General features: G+C 70.4%; 21 protein-coding genes. 2 read left to right on the top strand and 19 right to left on the bottom strand.

The genetic code is table 11. The features are described 5' to 3' along the window. Positions 1–48: 48 nt before the first annotated feature. From ACQP2O_RS16715 to ACQP2O_RS16695, 5 genes are all read right to left on the bottom strand, one after another. Positions 49–807: a trypsin-like serine peptidase gene (locus ACQP2O_RS16715; protein ID WP_433185357.1), complete on the bottom strand. Its 759-nt coding sequence runs from the start codon at positions 805–807 to the stop codon at positions 49–51. A gap of 248 nt (positions 808–1,055) precedes the next feature. After that, a complete protein-coding gene (locus ACQP2O_RS16710; protein WP_433185354.1) occupies positions 1,056–2,576 on the bottom strand; it encodes a substrate-binding domain-containing protein in 1,521 nt (506 codons plus the stop codon). Positions 2,577–2,841: 265 nt separating this feature from the next. Continuing rightward, a complete protein-coding gene (locus ACQP2O_RS16705; RefSeq protein WP_433185351.1) occupies positions 2,842–4,305 on the bottom strand; it encodes a glutamate synthase subunit beta in 1,464 nt (487 codons plus the stop codon). A 10-nt stretch (positions 4,306–4,315) separates the two neighbouring features. Beyond that, positions 4,316–8,872: a glutamate synthase large subunit gene (gene gltB, locus ACQP2O_RS16700; RefSeq protein ID WP_433185349.1), complete on the bottom strand. Its 4,557-nt coding sequence runs from the start codon at positions 8,870–8,872 to the stop codon at positions 4,316–4,318. 417 nt (positions 8,873–9,289) lie between these two features. Beyond that, positions 9,290–10,315, bottom strand: coding sequence for a hypothetical protein (locus ACQP2O_RS16695; RefSeq protein WP_433185346.1), 1,026 nt, complete (start codon positions 10,313–10,315; stop codon positions 9,290–9,292). Between the two features lie 99 nt (positions 10,316–10,414). Between ACQP2O_RS16695 and ACQP2O_RS16690 the strand changes: the two genes are divergently transcribed. Then, entirely contained in the window at positions 10,415–11,938 is a 1,524-nt protein-coding gene (locus ACQP2O_RS16690; protein ID WP_433185343.1) for a bis-aminopropyl spermidine synthase family protein, read from the top strand. Positions 11,939–12,057: 119 nt separating this feature from the next. Here ACQP2O_RS16690 and ACQP2O_RS16685 read toward each other — a convergent pair whose 3' ends face one another. From ACQP2O_RS16685 to ACQP2O_RS16625, 13 genes are all read right to left on the bottom strand, one after another. Further along, positions 12,058–12,822 carry a hypothetical protein gene (locus ACQP2O_RS16685; RefSeq protein WP_433185341.1) on the bottom strand — a complete coding sequence of 255 codons (765 nt, stop codon included), beginning with the start codon at positions 12,820–12,822 and terminating at the stop codon, positions 12,058–12,060. A 484-nt stretch (positions 12,823–13,306) separates the two neighbouring features. Then, the gene (locus ACQP2O_RS16680; RefSeq protein WP_433185338.1) at positions 13,307–14,071 is read right to left on the bottom strand and encodes a hypothetical protein; all 765 of its coding nucleotides are present in this window, start codon (positions 14,069–14,071) and stop codon (positions 13,307–13,309) included. A gap of 202 nt (positions 14,072–14,273) precedes the next feature. Next, positions 14,274–15,713, bottom strand: coding sequence for a prolipoprotein diacylglyceryl transferase (gene lgt, locus ACQP2O_RS16675; RefSeq protein ID WP_433185335.1), 1,440 nt, complete (start codon positions 15,711–15,713; stop codon positions 14,274–14,276). A 209-nt stretch (positions 15,714–15,922) separates the two neighbouring features. Next, a complete protein-coding gene (locus tag ACQP2O_RS16670) occupies positions 15,923–16,756 on the bottom strand; it encodes a DsbA family protein (RefSeq protein WP_433185332.1) in 834 nt (277 codons plus the stop codon). Positions 16,757–16,779: 23 nt separating this feature from the next. Then, complete coding sequence (locus tag ACQP2O_RS16665) at positions 16,780–17,415, bottom strand: DoxX family protein (RefSeq protein ID WP_433185329.1); 636 nt, start codon at positions 17,413–17,415, stop codon at positions 16,780–16,782. A 111-nt stretch (positions 17,416–17,526) separates the two neighbouring features. After that, complete coding sequence (trpA, locus tag ACQP2O_RS16660) at positions 17,527–18,345, bottom strand: tryptophan synthase subunit alpha (RefSeq protein WP_433191048.1); 819 nt, start codon at positions 18,343–18,345, stop codon at positions 17,527–17,529. 68 nt (positions 18,346–18,413) lie between these two features. Beyond that, positions 18,414–19,640, bottom strand: coding sequence for a tryptophan synthase subunit beta (gene trpB, locus ACQP2O_RS16655; protein ID WP_433185326.1), 1,227 nt, complete (start codon positions 19,638–19,640; stop codon positions 18,414–18,416). A 109-nt stretch (positions 19,641–19,749) separates the two neighbouring features. Beyond that, the gene (gene trpC / locus ACQP2O_RS16650; protein ID WP_433185323.1) at positions 19,750–20,556 is read right to left on the bottom strand and encodes an indole-3-glycerol phosphate synthase TrpC; all 807 of its coding nucleotides are present in this window, start codon (positions 20,554–20,556) and stop codon (positions 19,750–19,752) included. A 356-nt stretch (positions 20,557–20,912) separates the two neighbouring features. Next, complete coding sequence (locus ACQP2O_RS16645; RefSeq protein ID WP_433185320.1) at positions 20,913–21,302, bottom strand: DUF2752 domain-containing protein; 390 nt, start codon at positions 21,300–21,302, stop codon at positions 20,913–20,915. Between the two features lie 236 nt (positions 21,303–21,538). Beyond that, the gene (locus ACQP2O_RS16640) at positions 21,539–22,186 is read right to left on the bottom strand and encodes a response regulator transcription factor (RefSeq protein WP_433185317.1); all 648 of its coding nucleotides are present in this window, start codon (positions 22,184–22,186) and stop codon (positions 21,539–21,541) included. Next, positions 22,186–22,773: a Trp biosynthesis-associated membrane protein gene (locus ACQP2O_RS16635; RefSeq protein ID WP_433185314.1), complete on the bottom strand. Its 588-nt coding sequence runs from the start codon at positions 22,771–22,773 to the stop codon at positions 22,186–22,188. The genes ACQP2O_RS16640 and ACQP2O_RS16635 overlap by 1 nt, the downstream gene beginning before the upstream one ends. Then, positions 22,770–23,138, bottom strand: coding sequence for a phosphoribosyl-AMP cyclohydrolase (gene hisI, locus ACQP2O_RS16630; RefSeq protein WP_433185311.1), 369 nt, complete (start codon positions 23,136–23,138; stop codon positions 22,770–22,772). The genes ACQP2O_RS16635 and hisI overlap by 4 nt, the downstream gene beginning before the upstream one ends. 9 nt (positions 23,139–23,147) lie before the next feature. Beyond that, positions 23,148–24,623, bottom strand: a complete 1,476-nt coding sequence (locus ACQP2O_RS16625; RefSeq protein ID WP_433185308.1) for an MDR family MFS transporter — start codon at positions 24,621–24,623, stop codon at positions 23,148–23,150. Between the two features lie 98 nt (positions 24,624–24,721). Here ACQP2O_RS16625 and ACQP2O_RS16620 point away from each other — a divergent pair, with 98 nt between their 5' ends. Further along, positions 24,722–25,276 (top strand): PadR family transcriptional regulator, encoded by a 555-nt coding sequence (locus ACQP2O_RS16620; RefSeq protein WP_433185305.1) that lies wholly within the window; start codon positions 24,722–24,724, stop codon positions 25,274–25,276. A gap of 12 nt (positions 25,277–25,288) precedes the next feature. Here the strand turns inward: ACQP2O_RS16620 and ACQP2O_RS16615 are convergent, their stop codons facing one another. Further along, positions 25,289–25,492 carry a cold-shock protein gene (locus ACQP2O_RS16615; protein ID WP_360878471.1) on the bottom strand — a complete coding sequence of 68 codons (204 nt, stop codon included), beginning with the start codon at positions 25,490–25,492 and terminating at the stop codon, positions 25,289–25,291. Positions 25,493–25,622: the final 130 nt, after the last annotated feature.

Here is a 25,622-nt window from a genome sequence, read left to right as displayed (position 1 = left end):
CAGCCGGCCTGAGGCAGCCCGGCCCTTCAGGGCCAGGCCGTCCGCGGCTCAGGAGACGGCGCTGCCCGCGTTCGCCTGCTGCCACAGGGCGTAGATGCTGGAGTCCCACTGGGAGGCGTAGCTCGTCTCCACGGTCGAGCCGCCTTCTTGGTATCCGCCGACGACCGCGCCGATGGTCGTGGTGTTCCATGGTGCGGATTGGTAGTGCTGGAAGGAGGTTCCGCTGACCCCATCGGTGTACGAGGCGCAGTCGACCTTCCAGTAACCGACGCCGCTGAACTTCACGGAGCTGACGGGGGTCTCGCATCGGTACGGGACGTCCTGGTCGCCGGGATATCCGAGGAGGTCGACCTGTTCACCGGCCTTGAACGGGTCGGCCGACATCCGTACGGTTCCGGTCTTGTCGCCCAGGTGGTAGTCATGGCCGGTCATCGACAGCCTCACCAGCGCGTAGTCGTACCGCGGGTTGTCGGTGACCCCCCAGCGTGAGTCGATGTAGTAGTCGGCCAGCGGCCAACTGCCCCGCGGACCGTTGCCGGCGTTGTACTGCGGCACGAACGCGCCGAGCCTTCCGATCGGCACGCCGTATCGCTTGATGCAGTGGGCCGCGGTGAGGATGAGGTCCGACCCGATGACGGTGGCCGTGCAGTTGAACCCGGGAAAGACGATCCGCCCGACCGTGGGGACGGGATCCGCCGGATCCGAGGACTTCGGGCTCGGAGCCTCCGCCGAGGGTGAGTTCTGCAACAGCCTTGTCTTGGTCCAGTAGCGGATCGTCGCCTCGGCTTCCGCCTTCGTATCGTTCAACGACCCGGTGTCCACCTTGATGGGCCAACCTGTGGGCCGTGGCCGAGGAATCGCCGAATCGGCGTGCGCGATACCCGAGGACGCGAGTACGCATGCGGCAGCGGTCAATGCGAGGGAGAGTTTAGGCAGCAAGTGTGACCTTCCACTGTTTGCGCCGGGGACCCGTTGGTCTTGCCGATCCTAACCAGATCTGGTCAGAGGATGATTAAAACCGGCGGATTACCACCTAAGGGGAATTTGTCCGGAGGTCACGGCTGGCAGCGCTTCAGGCCGTCGGGTGAGTAGCACGGCACGTGCCCGAAGGCCTTCAGCACGTCCTGGCCGCTGCCTCTGATCATGTAGTTGAGGAAGCTCGAGGTCAGGGAACCGGGGGCCGGTGTGCCGTTGGTGTACGCGTACTCGATCTCGGTGAAGCGGTAGGTGTCGGCACTGATGGCCGTGGTCGACGGCGCCTGGCCGTCGATGCTCAGCGTGTGCACGTTCTTGGAGGTCTCGGCGGCCCGCAGTTCGCCGTAGCCGATGGCGCCCGGCACCTGGGCGACGGTCGTGAGGACCTCGCCGGTGCTGCCCAGCTCGCAGCGGATGACCTTGTCCTGCGGGGAGTTCTTGTTCACGCAGTCCCGCGAGGTGAAGGGGGGTTCGCCCTGGCCGCCGAGGAGGCGTCGGCGGAGCAGGTCGCGGGTGCCGGAGTTGGCGTCCCGGCTGACGAGCCGGACGGGCAGGTCAGGGCCGCCGAGCTGTTGCCAGTTGACCACATCGCCGCGGTAGATCCGGCGTATCTCGTCGGTCGTCAGGTTCTGGAGGTGGACCTGGTCGTTCACGACGAGGGCGAAGGCGACGACGGCGACCCGGTTCTCGTTCAGCCGGGTGAAGCCGGCCGGCTCGGTGCCGTCCGACATGGCGAGCAGGGCCGGGGAACCGTTCTTGGCATTGCCGCTCGCCAGTTCCCGTACGCCCTCGGTGCTGCCGTGCGCGTCCACGGTGATCTGCGAACTCGGGCATTCCGCCTCGTACCGGCGGGCGAGTTTCTCCGCGGCAGGCTCGAATGCCGTCGAGCCGACCACTCTGAGGTCTCCATCGACACAGCCCATGGGGATCGAACGCCCGAAGACGACGATGCCCGCCAGGATGAGGAGGCAGGCCGCGAGGACGACGGTGGTCCCCAAGGCGACCTTGCTGAACAGGGGCGGTTTGTCGTCGACCGACATACTGCGGCTGGGCGCCACTCTGCCGTCCCGGATTCCTCCGCTGACCGTGACCTCGCTGCCGACCGGGCCGCCGCTGAGAAGCACGAGCAGCTTGAAATACTGGTCCACGTTGAGCGGGACACGGGGCAGATCGATCGTGTTGCCGTGGAACTGCATCCCGCCCTGGGCGAAGTGGCTGAGCAGATGGTCCGCCTTGGGATCCGCGATGACCTCGACGCTCGAGATGGTGCGTCCGGTGAATACGACCTTCAGGCCGTGATCCTCGTCGGAGCTGGTGTAGTCCTCCTTCACGATGCTGCTCGTGCCGTTGTTCTCGATGCGCAGAAGCACGAGGGTGGGTTTCTGTGTGCCGGTCTGCGCCGTGAAGAGCCCGAACCCTTCCTTCGATTGCCCTTGGCCGTCGCCGCGGTCGCCGCCGATCGCGGTGTCCATCTGCTTACGGTGGCCGATGCGTTTGCCGCGCCGCGTCCGTTGCTGGAAGATCGCGCCGATGGCGGGCGCGATAAGTCCCAGCAGCGCGGCGATCACCGCGACGATGTTCTCCGGGCTGATCCAGTTCACGTCCGCGCCCCTGCCGATGTATTCGGAGCCCCCCGGCCTCACTGTTGTGAAGCACGCCCCGAAAATTGCCCCTTCAACAGGGTATTTGGCGACAGGTGAGTTAATTACGTCCTTAACTTGCTGGCCGCGCAATGTTCGCACGGAGTTGGCCACCACAAGGACGGTCGAAACCACAAGAGAATTGCGGCGCGCCCGATTTTCTGGGATGTGTACGGATTCGCGGCCGTGGGGCGTATCCCGGCCGGGACACGCCCCACGGTACGGATCAGACCAGCGGGCGGGCGGTCGGCGGGATGGCGACCGGCAGGTGGGAGTGGCCCTGCAGCCACTTGTCTACGGCGGCCGCCGCGGAGCGGCCCTCGGCGATCGCCCAGACGATCAGCGACTGGCCGCGGCCCATGTCGCCGGCGACGAAGACACCGTCGACGGAGGTGGCGTACGAGGTGTCGCGGGCGACGTTGCCGCGCTGGTCCAGCTCGACCTCGAGCTGCTCGAGCAGGCCCGCGCGCTCCGGCCCGACGAAGCCCATGGCCAGGGTGACCAGCTGGGCCGGGATCTCCCGCTCGGTGCCCTCGATCGGCTCGAAGCCGGTCTCCGGGCCCCGTACGTCGACGACGCGCAGCGCCCGGACCCGGCCGTCCTCGTCGCCGAGGAACTCCAGGGTGTTGACCGCGTACGCGCGCTCGCCGCCGAGGTCGACCAGCTCCTCGTGCGCCGACTCCATCTTGAACAGCATGGGGTAGGTCGGCCAGGGCTGGCCGCCGGGACGGTTCTCCGGCGGACGCGGCATGATCTCCAGCTGGGTGATCGACAGCGCGCCCTGGCGGACGGCGGTGCCGATGCAGTCCGCGCCGGTGTCGCCGCCGCCGATGACGACGACGTGCTTGCCCTCGGCGCAGATCGGCGACTCGGCGATGTCTCCCTCCTGGACCTTGTTGGAGGGCGGGAGGTACTGCATCGCCTGGTGGATGCCGTCGAACTCCCGGCCGGGGACCTTCAGGTCACGCCAGGCGGTCGCGCCACCGGCGAGGACCACGGCGTCGTACGAGGCGCGGAGCTCGTCGGCGGTGACGTCGACGCCGATGTTCGCCGAGGTGCGGAACTCGGTGCCCTCGGCGCGCATCTGGTCCAGGCGCCGTTCGAGGTGCTTCTTCTCCATCTTGAACTCGGGGATGCCGTAGCGCAGCAGCCCGCCGGGCCGGTCGGCCCGCTCGTACACGACGACGTCGTGGCCGGCGCGGGTGAGCTGCTGGGCGGCGGCCAGGCCCGCGGGGCCGGAGCCGACGACCGCGACCTTCTTGCCGGTCCTGACGGCCGGCGGCTGGGGCGTGACCCAGCCCTCGGCGAACGCCCGGTCGATGATCTCGACCTCAACCCGCTTGATCGTCACCGGGTCGGAGTTGATGCCCAGGACGCAGGCGGACTCGCACGGCGCCGGGCACAGCCGCCCGGTGAACTCCGGGAAGTTGTTCGTGGCGTGCAGCCGCTCGATCGCGCCCTGCCACTCGTCGCGGTGGACGAGGTCGTTCCACTCGGGGATGAGGTTCCCCAGCGGGCAGCCGTTGTGGCAGAACGGGATCCCGCAGTCCATGCAGCGGGACGCCTGCTTCTCCAGCGAGCCCTTGGGGAAGTTCTCGTACACCTCACGCCAGTCGCGGATCCGAACGTCGACGGGGCGACGCTGCGGGAGCTCCCGCTGATGGGTCATGAAGCCCTTAGGGTCAGCCATGTCTCCCCCTTCACCCGTTGACGGCGGCCATGACGGCCTGGTCGGCGTCGCGTCCCTCGGCCTCGGCGGCAGCGCGGGCGTTCAGGACTCTCTTGTAGTCGCGCGGCATGACCTTCGCGAAGCGGCCGACCGCGGCGTCCCAGTCGGCGAGCAGCGCGGCGGCCACCGTCGATCCGGTCTCGGCGCGGTGGCGTTCGACGATGTCCCGCAGGTAGGCGCGGTCGTCGTCGCCGAGCGGGTCGAGGTCGACCATCTCGGCGTTGAGGCGCTCGGGCCGCAGGTCCAGGACGTAGGCGATGCCGCCGGACATGCCGGCCGCGAAGTTGCGGCCGGTCGGGCCGAGGACGACGGCCCGGCCGCCGGTCATGTACTCGCAGCCGTGGTCGCCGACGCCTTCGACGACGGCGGTCGCGCCGGAGTTGCGGACGCAGAACCGCTCGCCGACGACGCCGCGGACGAACGCCTCACCGGACGTCGCGCCGTACAGCATGACGTTGCCGGCGATGATCTGCTCCTCCGCCTTGAACGGCGCGTCGGCGGGCGGGCGTACGGTGAGGCGCCCGCCGGACAGGCCCTTGCCGACGTAGTCGTTGGCGTCGCCGATCAGCCGTAGCGTGATCCCGCGCGGCACGAACGCGCCGAACGAGTTGCCCGCCGACCCGGTGAAGGTGACGTCGATCGTGTCAGCGGGCAGGCCCTCGCCGCCCCACTTCTTGGTCACCTCGTGGCCGAGCATCGTGCCGACCGTGCGGTTGACGTTGCGGATCGGCAGCTCGAGCTTGACCGGGTCACCGAAGGCGATGGCGCCTTCGGCGAGCTGGATCAGCGTGTTGTCGAGCGCCTTCTCCAGGCCGTGGTCCTGCCCGGTGACACGGCTCAGCGCCGCGCCGTCGGGCAGGTCGGGCCGGTGCAGGATCGGGGCCAGGTCGAGCCCGGCGGCCTTCCAGTGGCCGACGGCCTCGGCGCTGTCGATCATCTCGACGTGCCCGATCGCCTCGTCGAGGGACCGGAAGCCGAGCGCGGCCAGGTACTCGCGGACCTCCTCGGCGATGAACTCGAAGAAGTTGACGACGAACTCCGGCTTGCCGCTGAACTTCTTGCGCAGCTCCGGGTTCTGGGTGGCGACGCCCACCGGGCAGGTGTCCAGGTGACAGACGCGCATCATCACGCAGCCGGAGACGACCAGCGGCGCGGTCGCGAAGCCGTACTCCTCGGCGCCGAGCAGCGCCGCGATGACGACGTCGCGGCCGGTCTTCATCTGCCCGTCGGTCTGCACGACGATGCGGTCGCGCAGGCCGTTGAGCAGCAGCGTCTGCTGGGTCTCGGCCAGGCCGAGCTCCCAGGGCGCGCCGGCGTGCTTGATCGAGGTGAGCGGCGAGGCGCCGGTGCCGCCGTCGTGCCCGGAGATCAGGACGACGTCGGCGTGCGCCTTGGACACGCCCGCCGCGACCGTTCCGACACCGACCTCGGCGACGAGCTTGACGTGCACGCGCGCCGCCGGGTTGGCGTTCTTCAGGTCGTGGATGAGCTGGGCCAGGTCCTCGATCGAGTAGATGTCGTGGTGCGGCGGCGGCGAGATGAGGCCGACGCCGGGCGTGGAGTGCCGGGTCTTGGCGATCCACGGGTACACCTTGTGGCCGGGCAGCTGCCCGCCCTCGCCGGGCTTGGCGCCCTGCGCCATCTTGATCTGCAGGTCGTCGGCGTTGGTCAGGTACTCCGACGTCACGCCGAACCGGCCCGACGCCACCTGCTTGATCGCCGAGCGGCGCAGGTCGCCGTTGGCGTCCGGCGTGAACCGCTCCGGGTCCTCGCCGCCCTCACCGGTGTTGGACTTGGCGCCGAGGCGGTTCATCGCGATCGCGAGGGTCTCGTGGGCCTCGGCGGAGATCGAACCGTACGACATCGCGCCCGTGGAGAACCGCTTGACGATCTCCGAGACGGGCTCGACCTCCTCGACGGGCACCGGCGCGCGTACGCCCTCGCGCAGCTTGAACAGGCCGCGCAGGGTCATCAGCCGCTGCGCCTGCTCGTCGACGAGCTTCGTGTAGTCCTTGAAGATCTCGTAGCGGCGGGTGCGGGTGGCGTGCTGGAGCTTGAACACCGTCTCTGGGTTGAACAGGTGCGGCTCGCCCTCGCGCCGCCACTGGTACTCCCCGCCGACCTCGAGGGTGCGGTGCGACAGCTCGTTGCCGCCGGGCGGGTACGCCCGGTGGTGGCGCTGCGCGACCTCCTCGGCGAGCACGTCGTAGCCGACGCCGCCGAGGCGGGAGGTCGTGCCGGTGAAGCACTCGCCGACGACCTCCTCGCCGAGCCCGACCGCCTCGAAGATCTGCGCACCGGTGTACGAGGCGACCGTGGACACGCCCATCTTGGACATGACCTTCAGGACGCCCTTGCCGTACGCCTTGACCAGGTTGCGGACGGCCTTGGCCGGGTCACCGGTGAGGACGCCGCCGGCGACCAGGTCCTCGACGGTCTCGATGGCGAGGTACGGGTTGACGGCCGACGCGCCGTACCCGATGAGCAGCGCCATGTGGTGGCACTCGCGGGCGTCGGCGGTCTCGACGACCAGCCCCACCTGCGTACGGGTCTTCTCCCGGATCAGGTGGTGGTGCACCGCGCCGGTGAGCAGCAGCGACGGGATCGGCGCCTTCTCGGCGGTGGCCCCGCGGTCGGACAGGACGAGGAGGCGGGCGCCGTCGCGGATCGCCGCCGACACCTCGGCGCAGATCTCCCGCAGGCGGCGCCGCAGGGCCTCGCCGCCGCCGGCCACGTCGTACCGGCCGGAGACGACGTACGGCTGGAACTCCGGCCGGTCGCCGTCGTCGTTGATGTGGGTGATCTTGGCGAGTTCCTCGTTGTCGAGGATCGGCGTGGGCAGCACGAGCCGGCGGCAGGAGCCCGGGCCGGGCTCGAGCAGGTTGCCCTCGGGGCCGAGCGTCGACTGCAGGCTGGTGACGAGCTCCTCGCGGATGGCGTCCAGCGGCGGGTTCGTGACCTGCGCGAACAGCTGCTTGAAGTAGTCGAACAGCTGCCGCGGACGGTCCGACAGCGCGGCCAGCGGCGTGTCGGTGCCCATGGATCCGATCGGCTCGGCGCCGTTCTTCGCCATCGGCGCCAGGAGGATCTTCAGCTCCTCGTTGGTGTAGCCGAAGATCTGCTGGCCCTTGACCAGCGTCTCGTGCGAGGGCAGGTCACCCTCGTGCAGTTCCTCGACGACGCGCAGCTCGCGCTCGGGCAGCTCCCCGAAGCGAACCAGGCCGTCGCTCAGCCACTCGGCGTACGGGTGCTCGCGGGCGAGCTCCGCCTTGATCTCGTCGTCCTCGACGATGCGGCCCTGGGCGGTGTCGACCAGGAAGATCTTGCCGGGCTGCAGGCGGCCCTTGCGGACCACCTTCGACTGCTCGATGTCGAGCACGCCGGCCTCGCTGGCCAGCACGACGAACCCCTCGTCGGTGACCCAGAACCGGCCCGGACGCAGGCCGTTGCGGTCCAGGACCGCGCCCACGACGGTGCCGTCGGTGAAGGTGACGCTCGCCGGGCCGTCCCAGGCCTCCATCAGCGTGGAGTGGAACTCATAGAAGGCCCGCCGCTCCGGGTCCATCTCGGTGTGGTTCTCCCACGCCTCGGGGATCATCATGAGCACCGAGTGCGGCAGCGACCGGCCGCCGAGGTGGAGCAGCTCCAGGCACTCGTCGAAGGACGCGGTGTCGCTGGCCTCGATGTCGATCACCGGGTAGATCCGGGACAGGTCGCCCGGCAGCAGGTCGGACTTCAGCAGCGCCTCGCGGGCCCGCATCCAGTTCCGGTTGCCCTTGACCGTGTTGATCTCGCCGTTGTGCGCGATGAACCGGTACGGGTGGGCCAGTTCCCACGCCGGGAACGTGTTGGTGGAGAACCGCGAGTGGACCAGCGCGATCGCGGTGCCGTACCGCCGGTCGGACAGGTCCGCGAAGAACGGCTCCAGCTGCGGGGTGGTCAGCATCCCCTTGTAGACGATCGTGCGGCTGGACAGGCTCGGGAAGTACACCCCGGTGTCCTGCTCCATGCGCTCGCGGGCGCAGAACACGATCCGGTCCAGCTCCAGCTCCCGGGCGCCGCCGCGGGCGCTCAGGAACAGCTGGGCGAAGTGCGGCATGACCGCGCGCGCCGTCGGGCCCGAGAAGTTCGGGTCGTGCGGAAGTTCACGCCAGCCGAGGACGGTCAGGCCCTCCTCGTCCGCGATCCGCTCGACGACGGCGACCGCCTCGGCCCGCTCCGCCTCGTCGGTGGGCAGGAACGCGATGCCCGCGGCGTACGCGCCGGGCTCGGGCAGCGCGAAGTCCACGACCTCCCGGAACAGGGCGTCGGGCAGCTGGGTGAGGATCCCGGCGCCGTCGCCGTCGTCCGGTTCGGCGCCCTTGGCACCGCGGTGATCCAGGTTACGCAGGACGGTCAAGGCCTTCACGACGATGTCGTGACTCTTGCGGCCGTTCAGGTCGGCGACCATGCCGACGCCACAGGCGTCATGCTCACCCGCGGGGTCGTACAGACCTTGACGCTCTGGACGTCCTCGGCCCGGACTCATGGCAGCAGGCACCATCAACCCTCCTCGTCGTCTTCGTTCCGCTCCCCATCAGTTGCAGACTGGGACGACGTTGGCCCGCTGCGGTGAATAGAGATTACATCACTGCCTGATTCATCCCCGACGCGGCGTGATCACGAAACTTGGTGAATCTTCCGCATCTTGTGCGAACCGAGGCTTTCGCCCGGTTGTTCCGTTGATGCGGCTGGATTCCGCCTTGGCGGAGGCGAGAGGGAAGAACCGTCCTGGTGGAGACGAGACGGAGAGACCGTCTTGGTGCAGGCGAGACGGAGAAGACCGTCGTCTTGGTGCAGGCGAGACGAAAGAACCGCGCCGGACGGCGCCGCCGTCACCGGATGTTCTCCGGATGTTCGACAGGGCCCGCCGTCCGACGCGGTTCCCGGTTGCTCAGCTCGTTGCTCAGCTCCTGACGTTCCTGGTGAACAGGAACGTCTTGCCCGCGCGCTCCACGAGGGAGGCCGGAGCGATCGTGTCGGGGCTGGACGCGGTGCCGTTCGCGCTGCCGCTCCAGCCGATCACGACGAAGTGCCCGTACGCCCCGCCGGACGCGCCCGTGTTGCCCTTGCCGAAGTTACTGACCGGCGCGGGCCCCGAGACCGGCAGGAAGAAGCCCTTGTTACCCGCGTCCGGGTCCATGTCCCCGATCAGACTGTTCGCGGCGTTGACGTCGCGGAGGTTGAAGATCACCACCTGGCCGACCCAGCGCTGGTCCGACGAGACGTACGCGGCGCGGATCGCCTGCGTGCAGCCGTAACTCTGCAGGGCCGTCTTCAGCCCGTCGCCCCAGACCGCGCTCCCGCAGTCGGTGTCCAGCCGCCCCGAGCCCTGGAGCTGCATCGTGATGTGCTCGATGTTGTTGGTCTGCGCCTTGGCCTCGGCGTCGCTGAAGACCTCGGTCAGGGTCATCGGCGCGGAGTCCGACGAGGAGGCGTTCAGCTTGTCCCACAGTGACCAGGATTTGGTGGCGTTGTAGTAGGACGGCTTGTACTGGCCGTTCGCGGAGCCCGGCTGGCCAGGCGCCGGCTGGCCGCCCCCCGTCCCCGGCGTGCCGACCGCGGCGGGCGACGTGCCCGTCTTGGTCTTGTCGTCCCCGCCACTCGAGGCGGCGTAGTAGGCGCCGCCGAGCACCCCGCCGATCAGGAGGACGGCACCGGCGATCGCCGCGATGACGATGCCACCGTTGCCCTTCTTCGGCGGCGGTCCCATGGGCGGCTGGCCCATCGGGCCCATCGGACCCATCGGGGGCTGCATCTGAGGCGGCTGCATGCTCGGCGGCCCCATGGGCACGCCGCCCGCCATCGTCTCCTGGTGCTGCCAGCCGGGACCGGACGGATCGTATCCGCCCGGTGGGGGCGCGCCCCACCCGCCGGACTGGCCTCCCGGGGGCTGCTCGCCGGGGCCGGTGGGCGGGTACGGGTAACTCATATCGTGTTCTCCTCTGATGACCTCGCCTCTTAGAGGGAGAAGCCTAGGGTGTGGTTCCCACCCATTCGGCCGGATTCTGACACGTCTACGCTGGACTCCATGTGTCAGGTGCCCGAAGAGGCCGCACGACTTCTGGAAGGCGTGGGCGCCCGCCGCCTCCGTCACGCCCTCGCCCTGCTGATCAGCGCGCGTTCCTGGGACGCCGACGCGCTCGTCCGCGCCACCGCCGCGCCCCGCCGGACGATCGACGCGCTGCTGGCCGCGCTCGGCGACGATCTCGACGGCGGGCGGATCCGGCCCGACCGGATCGACGCCTACCGCCCCCTGACCGTTTCCCCGCTCCTCGCCGATCCGGTCGCCCACCTGCTTCCCGAGCACGCCGAGGCCGTAGCCGCGATGGACGAGCTCATCGCCGCCGCGCCCCGCGCCCGTACCGCGCTCGACCACGTCGCGGCCACCGCCGAGACCGCCGTACGGCGGGCGCTGCTGCTCGGCGCCCGGTTCTGGCTCGGCTCGGCGCGGCTGCTGTGCGTCGGCGACCACGACCTCACCTCCCTCGCCGTCGCACTCACCCACCCCGGCGTGGAGATCACGGTGGTCGACATCGACGACCGCATCCTGGAGTTCATCGGCGATGAGGCGGCCCGGCGCGGCCTGCCGGTCCGCTGCCGGTTCGCCGACCTGCGGCTGGGACTGCCGGCCGGCGCGCGCGAATGGGCCGACCTGGTCTTCACCGACCCGCCGTACACACCGGACGGCGTCGCGCTGTTCACCCGGCGCGGCCTGGAAGGGCTGCGCGACCGCGAGACCGGCCGCGTGCTGGTCGCGTACGGCGCCAGCGAAGGCACGCCCGCGCTGGCGCTGAAGGTGCAGGAGGCGCTCGGGCCACTGCACCTGGCGTACGAGGCGATCTGGCCGGACTTCAACCGCTACCACGGGGCGCCGGCGATCGGCTCGGCCAGCGACCTGTACGTCCTGCGGCCCACCAGCCGCACGGGGAAGGCCCTCGGATCGGCCGTCGCGGGCACCCGGATCTACACGCAGGGACCGCAGGCGGTCGAGTCCCCGGACCGGCCCGTCGATCCGGCCGTCGCCGAGCCCGCCGGCCTGCTGGTCGGCGAGTGGCCGAAGGGCTTCGCGCCCGGCACCCCGCGCGTCCACCTGGCGACATGGCTGGCCAAGCCCTACGCCGGCCGGGCCGCCGACGTGGTCGTCGCGCTACCGGCGGGGTACGACGCCCTGCTGCCCCGGGTGCTCCTCGCGTCGCGGGCCGAGCGGGTGCGCGTGCTGACGCCGGCGGTCCTCCCCCGGGCGCTGAAGAGCGTGCTCGCGGCGGTGTACCACATGAAGACCGAACCCGGCGAGATCGTCGCCTCCCGCGTCGCGCCGCCCGGCGGGGCGGGCGCCGTCCTGCGGTACATCCTGGACCGGCCCCACGTTAGAGTCGCCGGCTCCTGGCGTGAGGGGCTCATCCGGCACTCCACCGGCGACCTGACCAAGAACCAGGCCCGCGCCCGGATCCAGGACGCCGCCCCCTGGCTCGGCGACGCGACGGTGCTGGACCTGCCCGCCCACCGCCTCAGCGACCTCCCCGACGCGGTACGCCGGACACTCGACCTCTGACCCGTACGGACGGCGAGCGCGCCGACGCACCAGCGAGCGAGCGCCGGCCGAGCCCCTCGATCACTGCCGACACCGCTCACAGCCGACCTCGCTCACGGTCCGCGCCGGTCAGGGCGGCGTCAGTTCTTCTGGCCCTGGTCGGCGACGCGCCCGACTACGGCGGGGGGCGGGCCGACCGTGACGAGCAGCGACAGCAGCTTCGGGTCCGTCTCGCTGCCCGATCCGTCCGCCCGCCGTACCCAGGTGATCACCGCGTAGTGGCCCATCGCCACCCCGCGCGCGGTGCTGAAGCCCTGGCCGAACCCCGCCTCGTCGGAGGGTGGCCGCGCGAACCCGTTGCCGGTCCGCGGATCGGCCGCCGTGACCAGTTTGTCGGCGACCGTGGAGTCGGCCAGGTTGAAGATCGCCACCATGGCCGTGAAGCGCTTGTCCTCGTACACTCCGCGAGCCACCTGGGTGCAGCCCGCCTGCTGCAGCAGCTTGACCAGTGCCTGACCCCAGACGGTGTCGGCACACCGGGCGTCCAGCTTGGACGTGGTCAGCTTCAACGACGCCTTCGAGTCCGCATCCGCGATGGTCTTCTTGTCGAAGACCTCGTTCTCGGTGAGCGGACTGGGATCGGCCTTGCGCTGGGCGATGGGGCCGAACACGTCGGTGGATGCCGCTGCGGAGTACACCGACGGCGACGGTCCACCGGCCAACGGGCCGCCCGACTGCGGGGCCGAGGGCTTCGGCTCGTCGTGGAGCAGCACCACCACGCCGGCGACGGCGATGAGCGCGACGACCAGGACCACTCCGGCCGCGAAGAAATAGGCGGCGGGAGGCAGGGTGCCCGGCCCCTTCTCACCTTGGGCGAGCCGCGCCCGGCCCTTGATCGCGGGCAACCGGAGGGACGGACGTGGTCTCCGCGGTGCCTTCCCGGGATCGCCCTCGGGGTCGGCGTTCAGGTCGTCCGGCGCGTCCGGAGGCGGGCCGCCGTTCCACCCTGCAGGCTGCGGTCCCTCGAAAGGCGCTCCGCCGTTCCACTCCGGGGACGTCTGCCCCTCGGGAGGTCGTCCGTCGTTCCACCCTGGAGTCGGCTGTCCCCCGGGAGGACCTCCGTTCCATCCTTGGGCCGGCTGCCCGCCGGGAGGACCTCCGCCGTTCCACTCCGGGGACGGTTGTCCCCCGGACGGACCTCCGTTCCACCCTGGAGCCGGCTGCCCGCCGGGAGGTGGTCCGCCGTTCCACCCCGGGGGCTGCTGCCCCTCTGGGACCGCTGGGTTGCCGCCGTTCCATCCCGGAGACGGCTGCCCGCCGGGAGGCCGGCCGCCGTTCCACGCGGCAGGCTGCTGCCCGTCCCAGCCCTGGGAGGGGCCGTTGTTCCGGCTATCCACCGGCGAGGACGAGTCGTTCCCAGACGAAGTCGTCGGCCCGTTCGATGGCGATGCTGGCGTTCAGCAGTTCGTTCATCGTCTGCGGCTGTGCTCCGCCGGCCTTCTCCACCCAGCTGATGACCACGAAGTGCCCGAACGGCTGGCTGTAGGCCGCGCTGAAGCCGCCGGTGAAGTTCGTCGTGCCCTTGACCGTGAGCGGCGAGACGAAACCCGCGCTGCTGCCCGGGTCGAGGTCACGGATGATCTGCGACGCGCCGTCGAGGGTCTCGAGGTTCAGGGCGATGAACTGGCCGACGTACTGCTTGTCGTTGCTGACGTACGCGCCGCGAGCGATCTGGCTGCATCCGTACTTCTGCAGGTCGGCCTGGAGCTGCTGCCCCCAGGTGACGGTCTTGCAGTCACTGGCGATGTCGGATCCCGCCAGGGTGAAGGTGAACTTGCCGCTGGAGACGGTCTTGTCGTCGTCGCCGAACACTTCGTTCTTGTTCAGCGGACGCTTGTCCTTGCTCCGTTCGGACAGCTTCTTCACCTGGGAATTGGGCGGTGTGTTGACGTAGACCTTGGGCAGCACCTTCACCGCTGCGGCGGCTTCCGGTTTCTTGTCACCACCGCCACAGCCGGCGGTGAGGAGCATGGCCACCGCGGTCACTCCGATGACCAGGAGGTTTCGCTTGGAACCACTGGCCGAGCCTCGCGCGGTGCGACGTCCCCGCGATGCCTGTCCCTGCTCGCCGTCCTCGTAACCCATGTCGCTCACGAGCCGTGAGCTTAGCGAACCTCCAGGGACGAGATGTCCATATCGCCGCTCTGCCCCCTTTTGTCCCGCCGTTTGTGGCGCACCCCACGGACCGCCGAACGCCTCTCCGGGCCGAGGGAAACGCCCGGCCTGACGGCAGGGCGCAGGTCTAGGACGCGCCGGCCCCGCCGCGGATGACGGGGCTTGCGCGCAAGATCATTGCTCAGGCGCCGCGGCCCGCCGACGACCGGTCCGTCTTTCCCGCCGGAGAGTCCTTCTCGGCGGTGGAGGCCTCGGACTCGTCGGCCGCGTCGCCCTCCGAGCGGCTCTCCTCGTCGTTCGGCGCGTCGCCGGCGGCCTGAGAGTCGGTGGTCTCGGCGCCGTCCTCCGCCTCGTCGCCAGAAGCGGCCGCGGCGTCGTCGTCCGCGGGCTCCGCCTCGTCCGTCTCGGAGCGCTCCGAGGCGCGCGCACCGTCGGCCTCCGGCTCCTCCGCCGCCTCCGCGGTAGGAGCCTCGGCCGGGTCGTCGGCGCCGTCCTCCGGGACGTCCGCGGCGGACTCGCCGTCCTCCCGGGCGTCGGTGGTGGACTCGCCGCCCTCCGGCTCGGCCTTCTCGGTCTCCGTCTTCTCGGCGGCCTCTGCGGCTTCCACGGTCTCGGCGGCGTCCTCCGAGTCTGCCGCCTCGTCAGGCTCGGCGGGCGCTTCCGCTTCGGCCGCCTCGGCGGGCTCCTCGGCGTCCTTCGCCTGGGCCGGCTCCTCGGCCTGCGTCTCCCCCGCCGGCTGGTCCACGGCGGTGGTGCCCGCTGCCGCGGTGCCGTCCTCGCTCGCGGACTCCTCCGCCGCCGTACCGAAGGCCCCGGCCGGGTTCTCCGTCTTGTCCCGCTGGAAGTAGATGTAGGCCACCGCGCAGAGGAAGACGATGAGCGCGGTCCAGTCGTTGAGCCGCAGGCCCAGGATGTGGTGGGCGGGGTCGACGCGCAGCCACTCGATCCAGGCCCGGCCCACGGTGTAGGCGGCGACGTACAGGGCGAACGCCCGCCCGTAGACGAGCCGGAAGCGCTTCTCCGCCCAGATGACCAGGATGGCCACCCCGATGCACCAGAGGAACTCGTACAGGAACGTCGGCTGGTACGTCGCGATGTCCGAGGTGTTCGCCGGGCGGTGCGCCGCGTCGATCTTCACGGCCCAGGGAAGCGTCGTGGGCCGGCCGTACAGCTCCTGGTTGAACCAGTTGCCCCATCGCCCGATCGCCTGGGCCAGGACGATGCCCGGCGCGGCGGCGTCGGCGAAGACGCGCAGCGAGATCCCCCGGCGACGGCAGCCGAGGTAGGCGCCGAACGTGCCGAGGGCGATGGCCCCCCAGATGCCGAGCCCGCCGTTCCAGACCTTGAACGCGTCGATGGGGTGGCGACCGTGGCCGAAGTACAGCTGGTGGTCGGTGATGACGTGGTAGAGCCGCCCGCCGATCAGGCCGAACGGGACCGCCCAGACCGCGATGTCGACGACCGTCCCGGACGCGCCGCCCCGGGCCGTCCAGCGCCGCTCCCCGAGCCAGACGGCGACGATCACCCCAATGATGATCATCAAGGCGTATCCACGAAGGGGCAGGGGCCCCAGATGGATGCTGCCCTGCGATGGGCTGGGGATGAAGGCGAGCGGCTGCATGGGATGTGAGATTACCGTCTGGCGGGCATCGGACGGCGCGACGACGGTGAAGATCGGGCGTCGAATACGCATCGCCGCCGAGGTGAGTCCCCGCAGCATGGCGATGGGGGCACGGCCGATGGCCGTACCCCCATGTACTCAGGCGTTCGCGGGTGCCCGCGCCGACCGGGGCACGGCGTGGCTCGGCCGTGCCCCGTCCGGCGTCGTCGTTACTTGCTGGACTTGGCCGTCGGGCTGGCCGAACCGCTCGGAGTGGCCGTCGGCGCCGCGCTCGGCGTGGCGTCGACCGGCTTGGCGGCCAGGATGGCCTTCTCCAGGGCGGACGGCTTCAGCAGAACGTTGCTCAGGTCCAGGGACTGGCCGTTGAGGTAGACGGTCGGCGTGCCGGTGACCTTGCGGGCCTGCTCGGCGTAGTTCGTCATCGAGTCGACCTGGCTCTGCTTCTGCATGCCCTTGACGCACTGCTCGAACGCCGGGGTGTCGAAGCCGAGGTCCTTGCCCCAGCCGATGAGGTCCTTGTTGGAGAAGCCGGCCGAGCCCTCCGCGGGCTGGTTCTTGTAGATCGTGTCGTGGTACTTGACCCACTTGTCCGCCGGAGCGCACAGCGCGGCGTTGGCGGCCCGCTGGGAGTTGCCGCGGATCGGCTCCTCCCGCTCCTTGAACAGCCAGAACGGGTTGTAAATGACGTTGACCTTGCCCTCGGCCGCGAGGCGCTTGATCGTGTTGCCGCTGGTGCTCTCCATCTCCTTGCAGATGGGGCACTGGAAGTCCTCGAACATCTCCAGCATGGGCGCCTTGAGCCCCGGCTTGCCCATGAGGATCCGGCCGTCGGCCATGCGGGTCGCCGGCGCCAGCGCACCGGTGTACGTGTTCTTGTCCTTCTTGTTCACCACGTACACGGTGACGACCACGGCCAGCGCCACGATCGCGAGGGCGCTGATGGCGATGGTGAGGGCCCGCATCCGCTGCTGCTTCTGCGCTTGACGCTTGCGCTCCTCCGCCAGCCGCTCGCGGGCCGACCGCTGTCGAGCGGCCTTACTCATCTGGTTCTCCTAGTTTGAATATCTCAGGTGGTGTACAGACCGAGCACCCGGTCGAGCGCGAGTTTTCCGCGCGGGAACACCATCAGCCAGGCGGCGAGGGCGAGGAAGCCGAGGTCTCGGAAGACCTCCCTAAGGTAATGGGTCTGGCCCTTGCCCACCGTGCCGCCGCCCCCGAAACAGCCGCAGTTGATCGAAAGTCCACGTGCGGCCACGGAGATGATCCCGGCAATAAAGACAATGAACAGCAGGCCCACACAGATCGCCATGACCCGAGTGGCGAAGCCGAGCAGGATCATCGCGGCCAGGACCATCTCCAGCACCGGCAGCCCGAGGGCGACCGGCGTGACCATGCCCTTGGGCAGGATCTGGTACGCCGAGACCGCGGTCTTCTGCAGTGCCGGCGGCTCGCTGAACTTCGCGTACCCGGCGATCCCGAGGACGGCCGCGAGCGCGACGCGCACCACGAGCGTGATCCAGTCCTGGCGGCGCTGAATGGCCGACGGAAGGCGGATCCGCCCGATGAGACCGGCCCTGTCCTCCGCGGCCTCGGTCTTCTCGGTCGTCGAGCCGCGCGTCGCGGACACTGTCTTCCCGCCCGCGGACGCTCCCCCGGTGGCCTTGGTCCTGCGTCTCGCGGAGTCAGCCTTGGCTTCAGCCACTGTCGTTCCTCACCCTGTCATGATCCGGCGCGCGCCAGCATAGGCGACGAGAATGTAAGGACACCGTCAAGCACGGTAGATCCTGTCACCTTCCCGGCATGCGCGGGCCCGCTATCGGCGGACGCCTTCGGCGAGTTCGGCGGTGAGCCGGCGTACGGCGTCGATCCCGGCCTCGGGGGACGGCGCGTCGAGCAGCCGGCGGATGAACGCCGAGCCGACGATGACCCCGTCGGCGAAGCCCGCGACCTCGGCGGCCTGCTCGCCGTTGCTGACGCCCAGGCCCAGCCCGATCGGCAGCGGCGACCGCTGGGCCATGGCCTTGCGGGTGCGCTCGACCAGGTGCGCGGCGCCGGTGTCGACGGCCGTACGCGCACCCGTCACGCCCATGAGCGAGGCGGCGTACACGAACCCGCGGGACACGCCGGTGATGATGCCGAGGCGCTCGTCCGTGGAGCTGAGGGCGACCAGGAAGACGCGGTCGAGGTCGTACGCGTCGGACGCGGCCAGCCACGGCTCGGCCTCCTCCGGCGTGAGGTCCGGAGTGATCAGGCCGCAACCGCCCGCCGAGGACAGGTCACGGGCGAAGGCGTCGACGCCGTACCGGTCGACCGGGTTCCAGTACGTCATGACGAGCGTGCGCGCCCCGGTGGCGGCGACCGCCTCGACGGTGCGGAACACGTCGGCGACCCGGATGCCGCCGGTCAGCGCCTGGTGGACGGCGTCCTGGATCGTCGGGCCGTCCATGAGCGGGTCGGTGTAGGGCAGGCCGATCTCGATGACGTCACAGCCGGCCTCGACCATGGTCGTGGCGGCGGCGACGGCCCCCTCGTACGAAGGGAATCCGGCGGGCAGGTAGCCGACGAGCGCCGCGCGCCCCTCGCTCTTGGCCTTCTCGAACGCCGTCGCAACGGTCGGTGCGTCGCCTGTCATGGATCCAGTCCGCCGATCGTCTCGCGCCTGGCCGGTGAGCGCGTCGCCCTCGGCCACCGGTCCCCCGCTCATCGCGCGGACCCTTCGCCCTCGACCAGCCCGAACCACTCGGCGGCCGTGTGCATGTCCTTGTCGCCCCGGCCGGAGAGGCAGACCACGATCGTGGCGTCGGGGCCGAGCTCCCGGCCGACGCGCAGCGCGCCGGCCAGGGCGTGCGCGGACTCGATGGCCGGGATGATGCCCTCGGTGCGGCACAGGAGCGCGAACGCGTCCATGGCCTCGGCGTCGGTGACGGCCTGGTAGGTCGCACGGCCCGTGTCGCGCAGCCAGGAGTGCTCGGGGCCGACGCCGGGATAGTCGAGCCCGGCCGACACCGAGTGAGTCTCCAGGGTCTGGCCCTCGTCGTCCTGCAGCAGGTAGGTGCGCATGCCGTGGATGACGCCGACGGACCCGCCGACCAGCGTCGCCGCGTGCTTGCCGCTGTCGACCCCGGCGCCGCCGGCCTCGAAGCCGTAGAGCCGGACCTCTTCGTCCGGGACGAACGCGTGGAAGGCGCCGATGGCGTTGGAACCCCCGCCGACACAGGCCACCACCGCGTCGGGCAGCCGACCGGTCAGCTCGAGGACCTGCTCACGGGCCTCCACCCCGATGATCCGCTGGAAGTCGCGGACCATCATCGGGAACGGGTGCGGGCCCATGGTCGAGCCGATGCAGTAATGGGTGTACTCGACGCTCGCCACCCAGTCACGGAACGCCTCGTTGCAGGCGTCCTTGAGGGTGCGGCTGCCGGTCTTGACCGGGATCACCTCGGCGCCGAGCATCCGCATCCGGGCGACGTTGAGCGCCTGGCGTACGGTGTCGACCTCGCCCATGTAGACGACGCACTCCAGGCCGAGCAGGGCCGCCGCGGTCGCGGTCGCGACACCGTGCTGGCCCGCGCCGGTCTCGGCGATGACCCGGGTCTTGCCCATCCGCCGGGTCAGCAGCGCCTGCCCCAGCACATTGTTGATCTTGTGGGAGCCGGTGTGGTTGAGATCCTCGCGCTTGAGGAGGATCCGCGCCCCGCCCGCCTCCGCACCGAACCGCTCGGCCTCGGTGAGGAGGCTCGGGCGCCCGGCGTAGGTCTTCAGCAGATGGTCGAGCTCGGCCCGGAACTCCGGGTCGGCCGCGGCCGTCTGGTAGGCGGTGGTCAGCTCGTCGAGCGCCGCCATGAGCGCCTCGGGCGCGAACCGGCCGCCGAAACGACCGAAGTGGCCGGTCAGGTCCGGAAACTCGCGTGCGGCATCGATGGTCATCGCAATGGTCCTGTCGAAGGTGTAAGAGGCCGAATCCGGTCAGTCAAGGTACGGATGGCCTCGCCATCGTTCGCGCAGGAGCATGCCCACAGCCTACTGGGTTCGCCGCCTACTTGCCCTGCCGCAACGCAGGGTGCGCTCCGGCCGCGACCAGGTCGGAGACCGCCGAGCGCGGGTCCTTGCCGACGACCAGGCTCTCCCCGACCAGGACGGCATCGGCCCCGGAGGAGGCGTAGGCGAGCAGGTCGTGCGGCCCGCGAACACCCGACTCCGCGATCTTCACGATGCCGTCGGGGATCTGCGGGGCGATCCGCGTGAACGTGCTCCGGTCGACGCGCAGCGTGGTCAGGTCCCGGGCGTTGACGCCGATGACCTTGGCCTCCGCGTCGACGGCGCGCGCCAGCTCCTCCTCGGTGTGCACCTCGACGAGCGGGGTCAGCCCGATCGACTCGGCCCGCTCGATCAGGGAGACCAGAGCCTCCTGCTCGAGGGCGGCGACGATCAGCAGCACGAGGTCGGCGCCGTACGCCCGCGCCTCCCACAGCTGGTACGAGGAGACGACGAAGTCCTTGCGCAGCACCGGGATGTCGACACGGTTGCGGACCGCGGCCAGGTCGTCGATGCTGCCGCCGAAGCGCCGGCGCTCGGTCAGCACGCTGATCACGGCGGCGCCGCCGGCCTCGTAGTCGGCGGCGAGCGCGGCCGGGTCGGCGATCGCGGCGAGCGCTCCCTTGGAGGGGCTGCACCGCTTGACCTCGGCGATGACGGAGACGCCCTGCCCGCGGAGTGCGGCGAGGCCGTTGCGCGGCGACGGCGCGTGGCGCGCCATCTCCTTGAGCGCGTCGAGCGACACCGCCTGCTGCCGCTCCGCGAGATCCTCGCGTACCCCGTCCAGGATCTCGTCCAGCACGCTCACGAGGCCTCCTTCGTCGGAAGAGTGACCGGGCGCGCCATGCTTATGGTTCGCTCGCTCCGCTCGCTCACGGGGCCTCCTTCGTCGGGGGAGTGACCATGCGCGCCATGCTTACGATCCGCTCGCTCACAGGGCCCACCTTCTTCGCCTCGCTGATCGGACGCGACGCCGCTGTGCCGGATCGGTCGCTCACATCGCTCACAGGTCCTCCCTGCTGATGATGTTCGCCGCACGCCCGCACCGCACCCGCGCCGAGTCCTGCCTCACAAGCTCGCTCACGGAACACGGTCCCCCTTTGTCGGACGTTCGTTTCTCGATCGTAGCCCGGCCGCCCCGGTACCCCTTCCGCGGGTACGAGATCACGGCGCAAGCGCACGCCCGACCGGCAGGTTACGGACGACCCAGAACACGAGCATGACCACCGAGAACCCGATGATCACAGCCGGATGGAGGACCTTGGAGCGCACCGGCCCGCCCGCACGGACGGCCCACGCCCACTTCACCCAGAGGTAAGCCAGGAATGGCAGTGTGACGAAGGCCAGCGGGTTGCGCCCGAACGCCTCGGCGAGGTGACCGTGCCCGATCGCGTGGATCATGCGCAGCGCTCCGCAGCCGGGACAGTAGTAGCCGGTCACGGCGAGGAAGGGGCACGTCGGATAGTGCCCCGGCCGGTTAGGGTCGACCGCCGCGACGTACCCGGCCACCCCGATCACCGCCGCGAGCACGGCGTACGGCCCCCAACGCCCCATACGACGACGAGGCGCCACCACCCCACTCGGCCGACTCCTCCACTGCCCCACTGTCACGCTCCCAGCGTACGGCCCGGGAACTCAAAGATCGGCGGCCCGCCGTTGCGTGCCAGGCCCCGCGTCAAAGCCCGGAGGCCCACCGATGCACCCCCACGTTCGCTCCACCGGCGGCTCGGCGGTGGCCGCCAGGGTTCACGCCAAAGACCGGCGGCTCGGTGGTGTGCCCGGGCCTCGCCTCAGAGGTCGGCGGCGTAGCCGACGCCGCGTACGGTGCGGAGCGGGCTGCGGGCGCCGAGCTTGGCGCGCAGCTGGGCGATGTGGACGTCGACGGTACGGGCCCCGGCCGACTCCGCCGATCCCCAGACGGCGGCGAGCAGTTGTTCGCGGCCGAACACCCGGCCCGGGTTGCGCATGAGGAAGGCGAGCAGGTCGAACTCCATGGTCGTCACGGCCTTGGGCGCACCGGCGACGGTGACGGTGCGGGTCCGGGGGTCCAGGATGACGTCGCCGGCGCGCAGCACGTCGTCGGGAGGGGGAGCCTCCGCCTGGTGCCCGCGCAGGGCCCGGCCGAGCGTGGCGAGCAGGGCCCGCGGGCTGAACGGCCGGGGCACGGTGTGCCCGCCGGGCGGCGTCATCCCGGGCGGCACGACGGACACGATGACCGCGGCGCCGGCCGCCTCCGCCATCTCACGGTGCACGCCCGTCGTCAGGTCGAGGACGACCGCGTCGGGTCGCAGGCGGCGGGCGAGCGCGGCGGCCGACGCCGGGTCGGTCACGAGGTGCGGGTGGTATCCCTCGCGGCTGAGGTAGAGCCGGATGAGTTCGGCGACGCTCGGGTCGTGCTCCACCACCAGAACGGTGCCCTGCCCGCGGGCCCCGCTCATCAGCGGTCCTGGAGGTCCTCGCTGGTGGGGTCGTCGCCGCGGTCGAGCGACTTCCACAGCGAGGCGGGGTCGTCGCCCTGGCGCGGGGCGTTGCCGGGACGGTCGTAGCGGGCGGACATGCCGGGCCAGCGCCGGCCGCGGACGACCGTGAGGAGCCCGGCGGCGGCCAGCAGGACACCGCCCGCCAGGGCGACGATCCACCAGCCGTTCACCTGGACGGTGACGTCGCCGGTCAGCCGGGTGAGGTTCGTGCGGTTCGCGGCGGCGGAGACGACGTGCGCGTGGCGGACGGCGACGGGCGACAGGACGGCGATGAGCACCCCGAAGCCGGTCAGCAGCACGCCGACGGCCGTCCGCGCCCACCCGCGGGTGGCGAGGAGGGCGGCGATCCCGGCCAGCCCGGCCAGGCCGAGGGCGGCGACGCCGCCGCTCAGCGACCGTCCGGTGAGCGGCTGGAGCGACGGCATGAGGTTCATGCCGCCGCGTACGGTGACCGTTGCCCAGGTCCGGCCGGTGAAACCGGCGGCGAGCCCCGCGCCGACCGCGCCGAGCAGCGCGGCGGCGGCGAGTTCGCGGCGGCTCGTCACTTCGGGGGCTCTCCCACCACAGCGTCGAGTTTGTCGGCGTCCCAGCAGGTGCGGTCGCCGGTGTGGCAGGCGGCCCCGACCTGGTCGACCTTGATGAGGATGGCGTCGGCGTCGCAGTCGAGGGCGACCTCCTTGACCCACTGCTGGTGGCCGGAGGACTCGCCCTTCACCCAGTACTCGTTACGGCTGCGGGACCAGTAGGTGGCGCGGCCGGTGGTCAGCGTGCGGTGCAGGGCCTCGTCGTCCATCCAGGCGAGCATGAGCACCTCGCCGGTGTCGTACTGCTGGGCGATGGCCGGGACGAGACCGTCTTCGGTGCGCTTGAGACGATCAGCGATCTTGGGGTCCAAGGACATGACATCCATTGTGCCGCCTCACTCGACCGAGGGCGCGGAGGGGGCGAGGCGGCGCAGCGGGCGTTCCGGCATCAGCACGAAGACGACGAGGGCGATGGCCGCGCCGGCCACGCCGAGCCAGGGGATCACGGTCGCGGTGGCCGACGCCGCCGCGTTCGCCGGGCCGTGGGCCGGGGCGACCTCGCGGACGTGGGAGGCGTACGCGGTGCCGGCGATGGCCAGGGCGACGGATCCGCCGACCTGGCGGAAGAAGGTGATCTTGCTGGTGGCCGTGCCGATGTGCTCCGGGTCGACGGCGTTCTGCACGGCCACGGTGAGCCCGGACAGCATCGGCCCGATGCCGAGCCCGATCAGGATCATCCAGCCGGCCAGGGCCCATACGCCGGTGTGGACGCCGAGGTTCGCGCACAGCAGGGCCCCGGCGGCGAGCAGGACGGGGGCCGCGACCAGCCAGGGCTTGTAGCGGCGGGTCCGGCTGATCAGCGCGCCGGTGAGGAAGCTGCCGACCAGCATGCCGAGCATGAGCGGATAGACCTTCAGGCCCGAGGTGGTGGCGCTGTCGCCGTGCACCGTCTGGAAGTACCGCGGCAGGAAGATGATCGCGGCGTACATCCCGAAGGCGGTGAAGAACGAGCCGACGTTGGCCGCGGTGTAGGTGCGGTTGCGGAACAGCCCCAGGGGCACGATCGGCTCGGCTGCCCGCCGTTCGACGAGGACGAACAGGGCGAGCAGCGCCAGCGAGGCGGCGATCGGCCCGGCCACGGTCGCGCTCGTCCAGGCGTGGGTCGCCCCGGAGGCCGTCGCGCGGCCCTTCTCGGTCAGGCCGAACAGGAGCAGGCCGATGCCGGCCGCGAACACCGTGATGCCGAGGTAGTCCGGCCGGGCGTGGACGCGCTCGCGCCGCTGGTGGGGCAGGCGGAGGGCGATGACCGCGAGGACGACGACGCCGATCGGCAGGTTGACGAGGAAGACCCAGCGCCAGTTCGCCTGCTCGGTGAGCAGGCCGCCGAGGTACGGGCCGGCGACGTAGCTGAGGGCCATCACGCCGCCGACCGCGCCCTGGACCCTGCCGGACCGCTCGGGCGGGAACATGTCGGCGACCAGGGCCAGGGACAGCGGGATCAGGGCGCCGGCGCCGAGCCCCTGGACGGCGCGGAAGGCGATGAGCTCGGGCATGTTCTGCGCGGCCGCGCACAGGCCGGACCCGATGAGGAAGACGGTCACTCCGATGAGCAGCAGGGGCTTGCGGCCGTGCACGTCCGACAGCCGCCCGTACAGCGGAACGGTGATCGTCGAGGTGAGCAGGTAGGCGGTGACGACCCAGGTGTAGAGGTCCTCCCCGCGCAGGTCCCGGACGATCGTCGGCAGCGACGTGCCGACGATCGTCTGGTCCAGCATCGCGAGGAACATGCCGCCGACGACGGCGATGATCACAACGCCCATCTTGGGGCGGCGTTCCGTGCCGGGCGGCGCGGTGCTCGTAGCGGTCGACATCCCGGTTCCTCTCCTCAGACTCGATCAACGCGTCGATATCAACACGTATGAGCCGACATGTCAATCCCAACATGTAAGAGCCGAGCTAAGGTGATCGCATGTCACTGCGCGCCGCACTGCTGGCACTGATCGAGGTCAGGGGGCCGTCCAGCGGCTATGACCTCACCAAGAGCTTCGAGGGATCGCTCGCCCACGTCTGGCAGGCCAGCCACAGCCAGATCTATCCCGAGCTGAACCGCATGGCGGCGGACGGGCTGCTGAAGGTCGAAGAGGAGGGGCCGCGCGGCCGCAAGACTTACGCCATCACCGCGGCCGGCCAGGCGGAACTGCACGAATGGTTGGTCGAGGCAAAGCCCGAGCAGCGGATACGCAACGAAGCGTCGCTGCGGGCGTTCCTAATCCCCCTGTTGCCCCCACAGAAGGCCATCGAGTTGCTCACGGAGCAGGCGCGTGCCGCCGAGGCGAGAAAGGCCGATCTGGAGGCGCTGCGCTGCCGGGTCGGCGAGTCCAGTTTTGGGGGTTTTGCCCTTGAACGCGGACTTCGGCACATGGCCGCCGAACGCGACTGGGCGCTCTGGGCGATCGACCGGTTGCAGAAAAGCGAAGAGGCCCGCACCGAAACGGTACGGACCCCGACGGGTGAACCTAAGTGAACATTATCTGAACTACAGCGGACGGACCTGGTCCGCCTGCGGGCCGCGGTCGCCCTGGACGACCTCGAACTCCACCCGCTGGTTGTCCTCGAGCGTACGGTATCCGTTCGAAGTGATCGCCGAGTAGTGAACGAAGACGTCCGGACCACCGCCGTCAATGGCGATGAAGCCGAACCCCTTGTCAGCGTTGAACCACTTCACGGTGCCCTGGGCCATGCCTAACTCCTTGCGGGACAAACAAAACCCACAGGTTGTGGGTCACTTTTGTGGTTACCGCGGGTGTGCGCAGGCCCTTGAAGAAGCAAGAACACGCCCGCCAGTCATCGGTCCGCGGGCGTCTGGCAAA

It is taken from the genome of Actinoallomurus sp. CA-150999 (assembly GCF_050942425.1).
Lineage (GTDB): Bacteria > Actinomycetota > Actinomycetes > Streptosporangiales > Streptosporangiaceae > Actinoallomurus.
The sequence above is the reverse complement of the archived record's forward strand: the minus strand, read 5'-3'. Positions and strand labels throughout refer to the sequence as shown.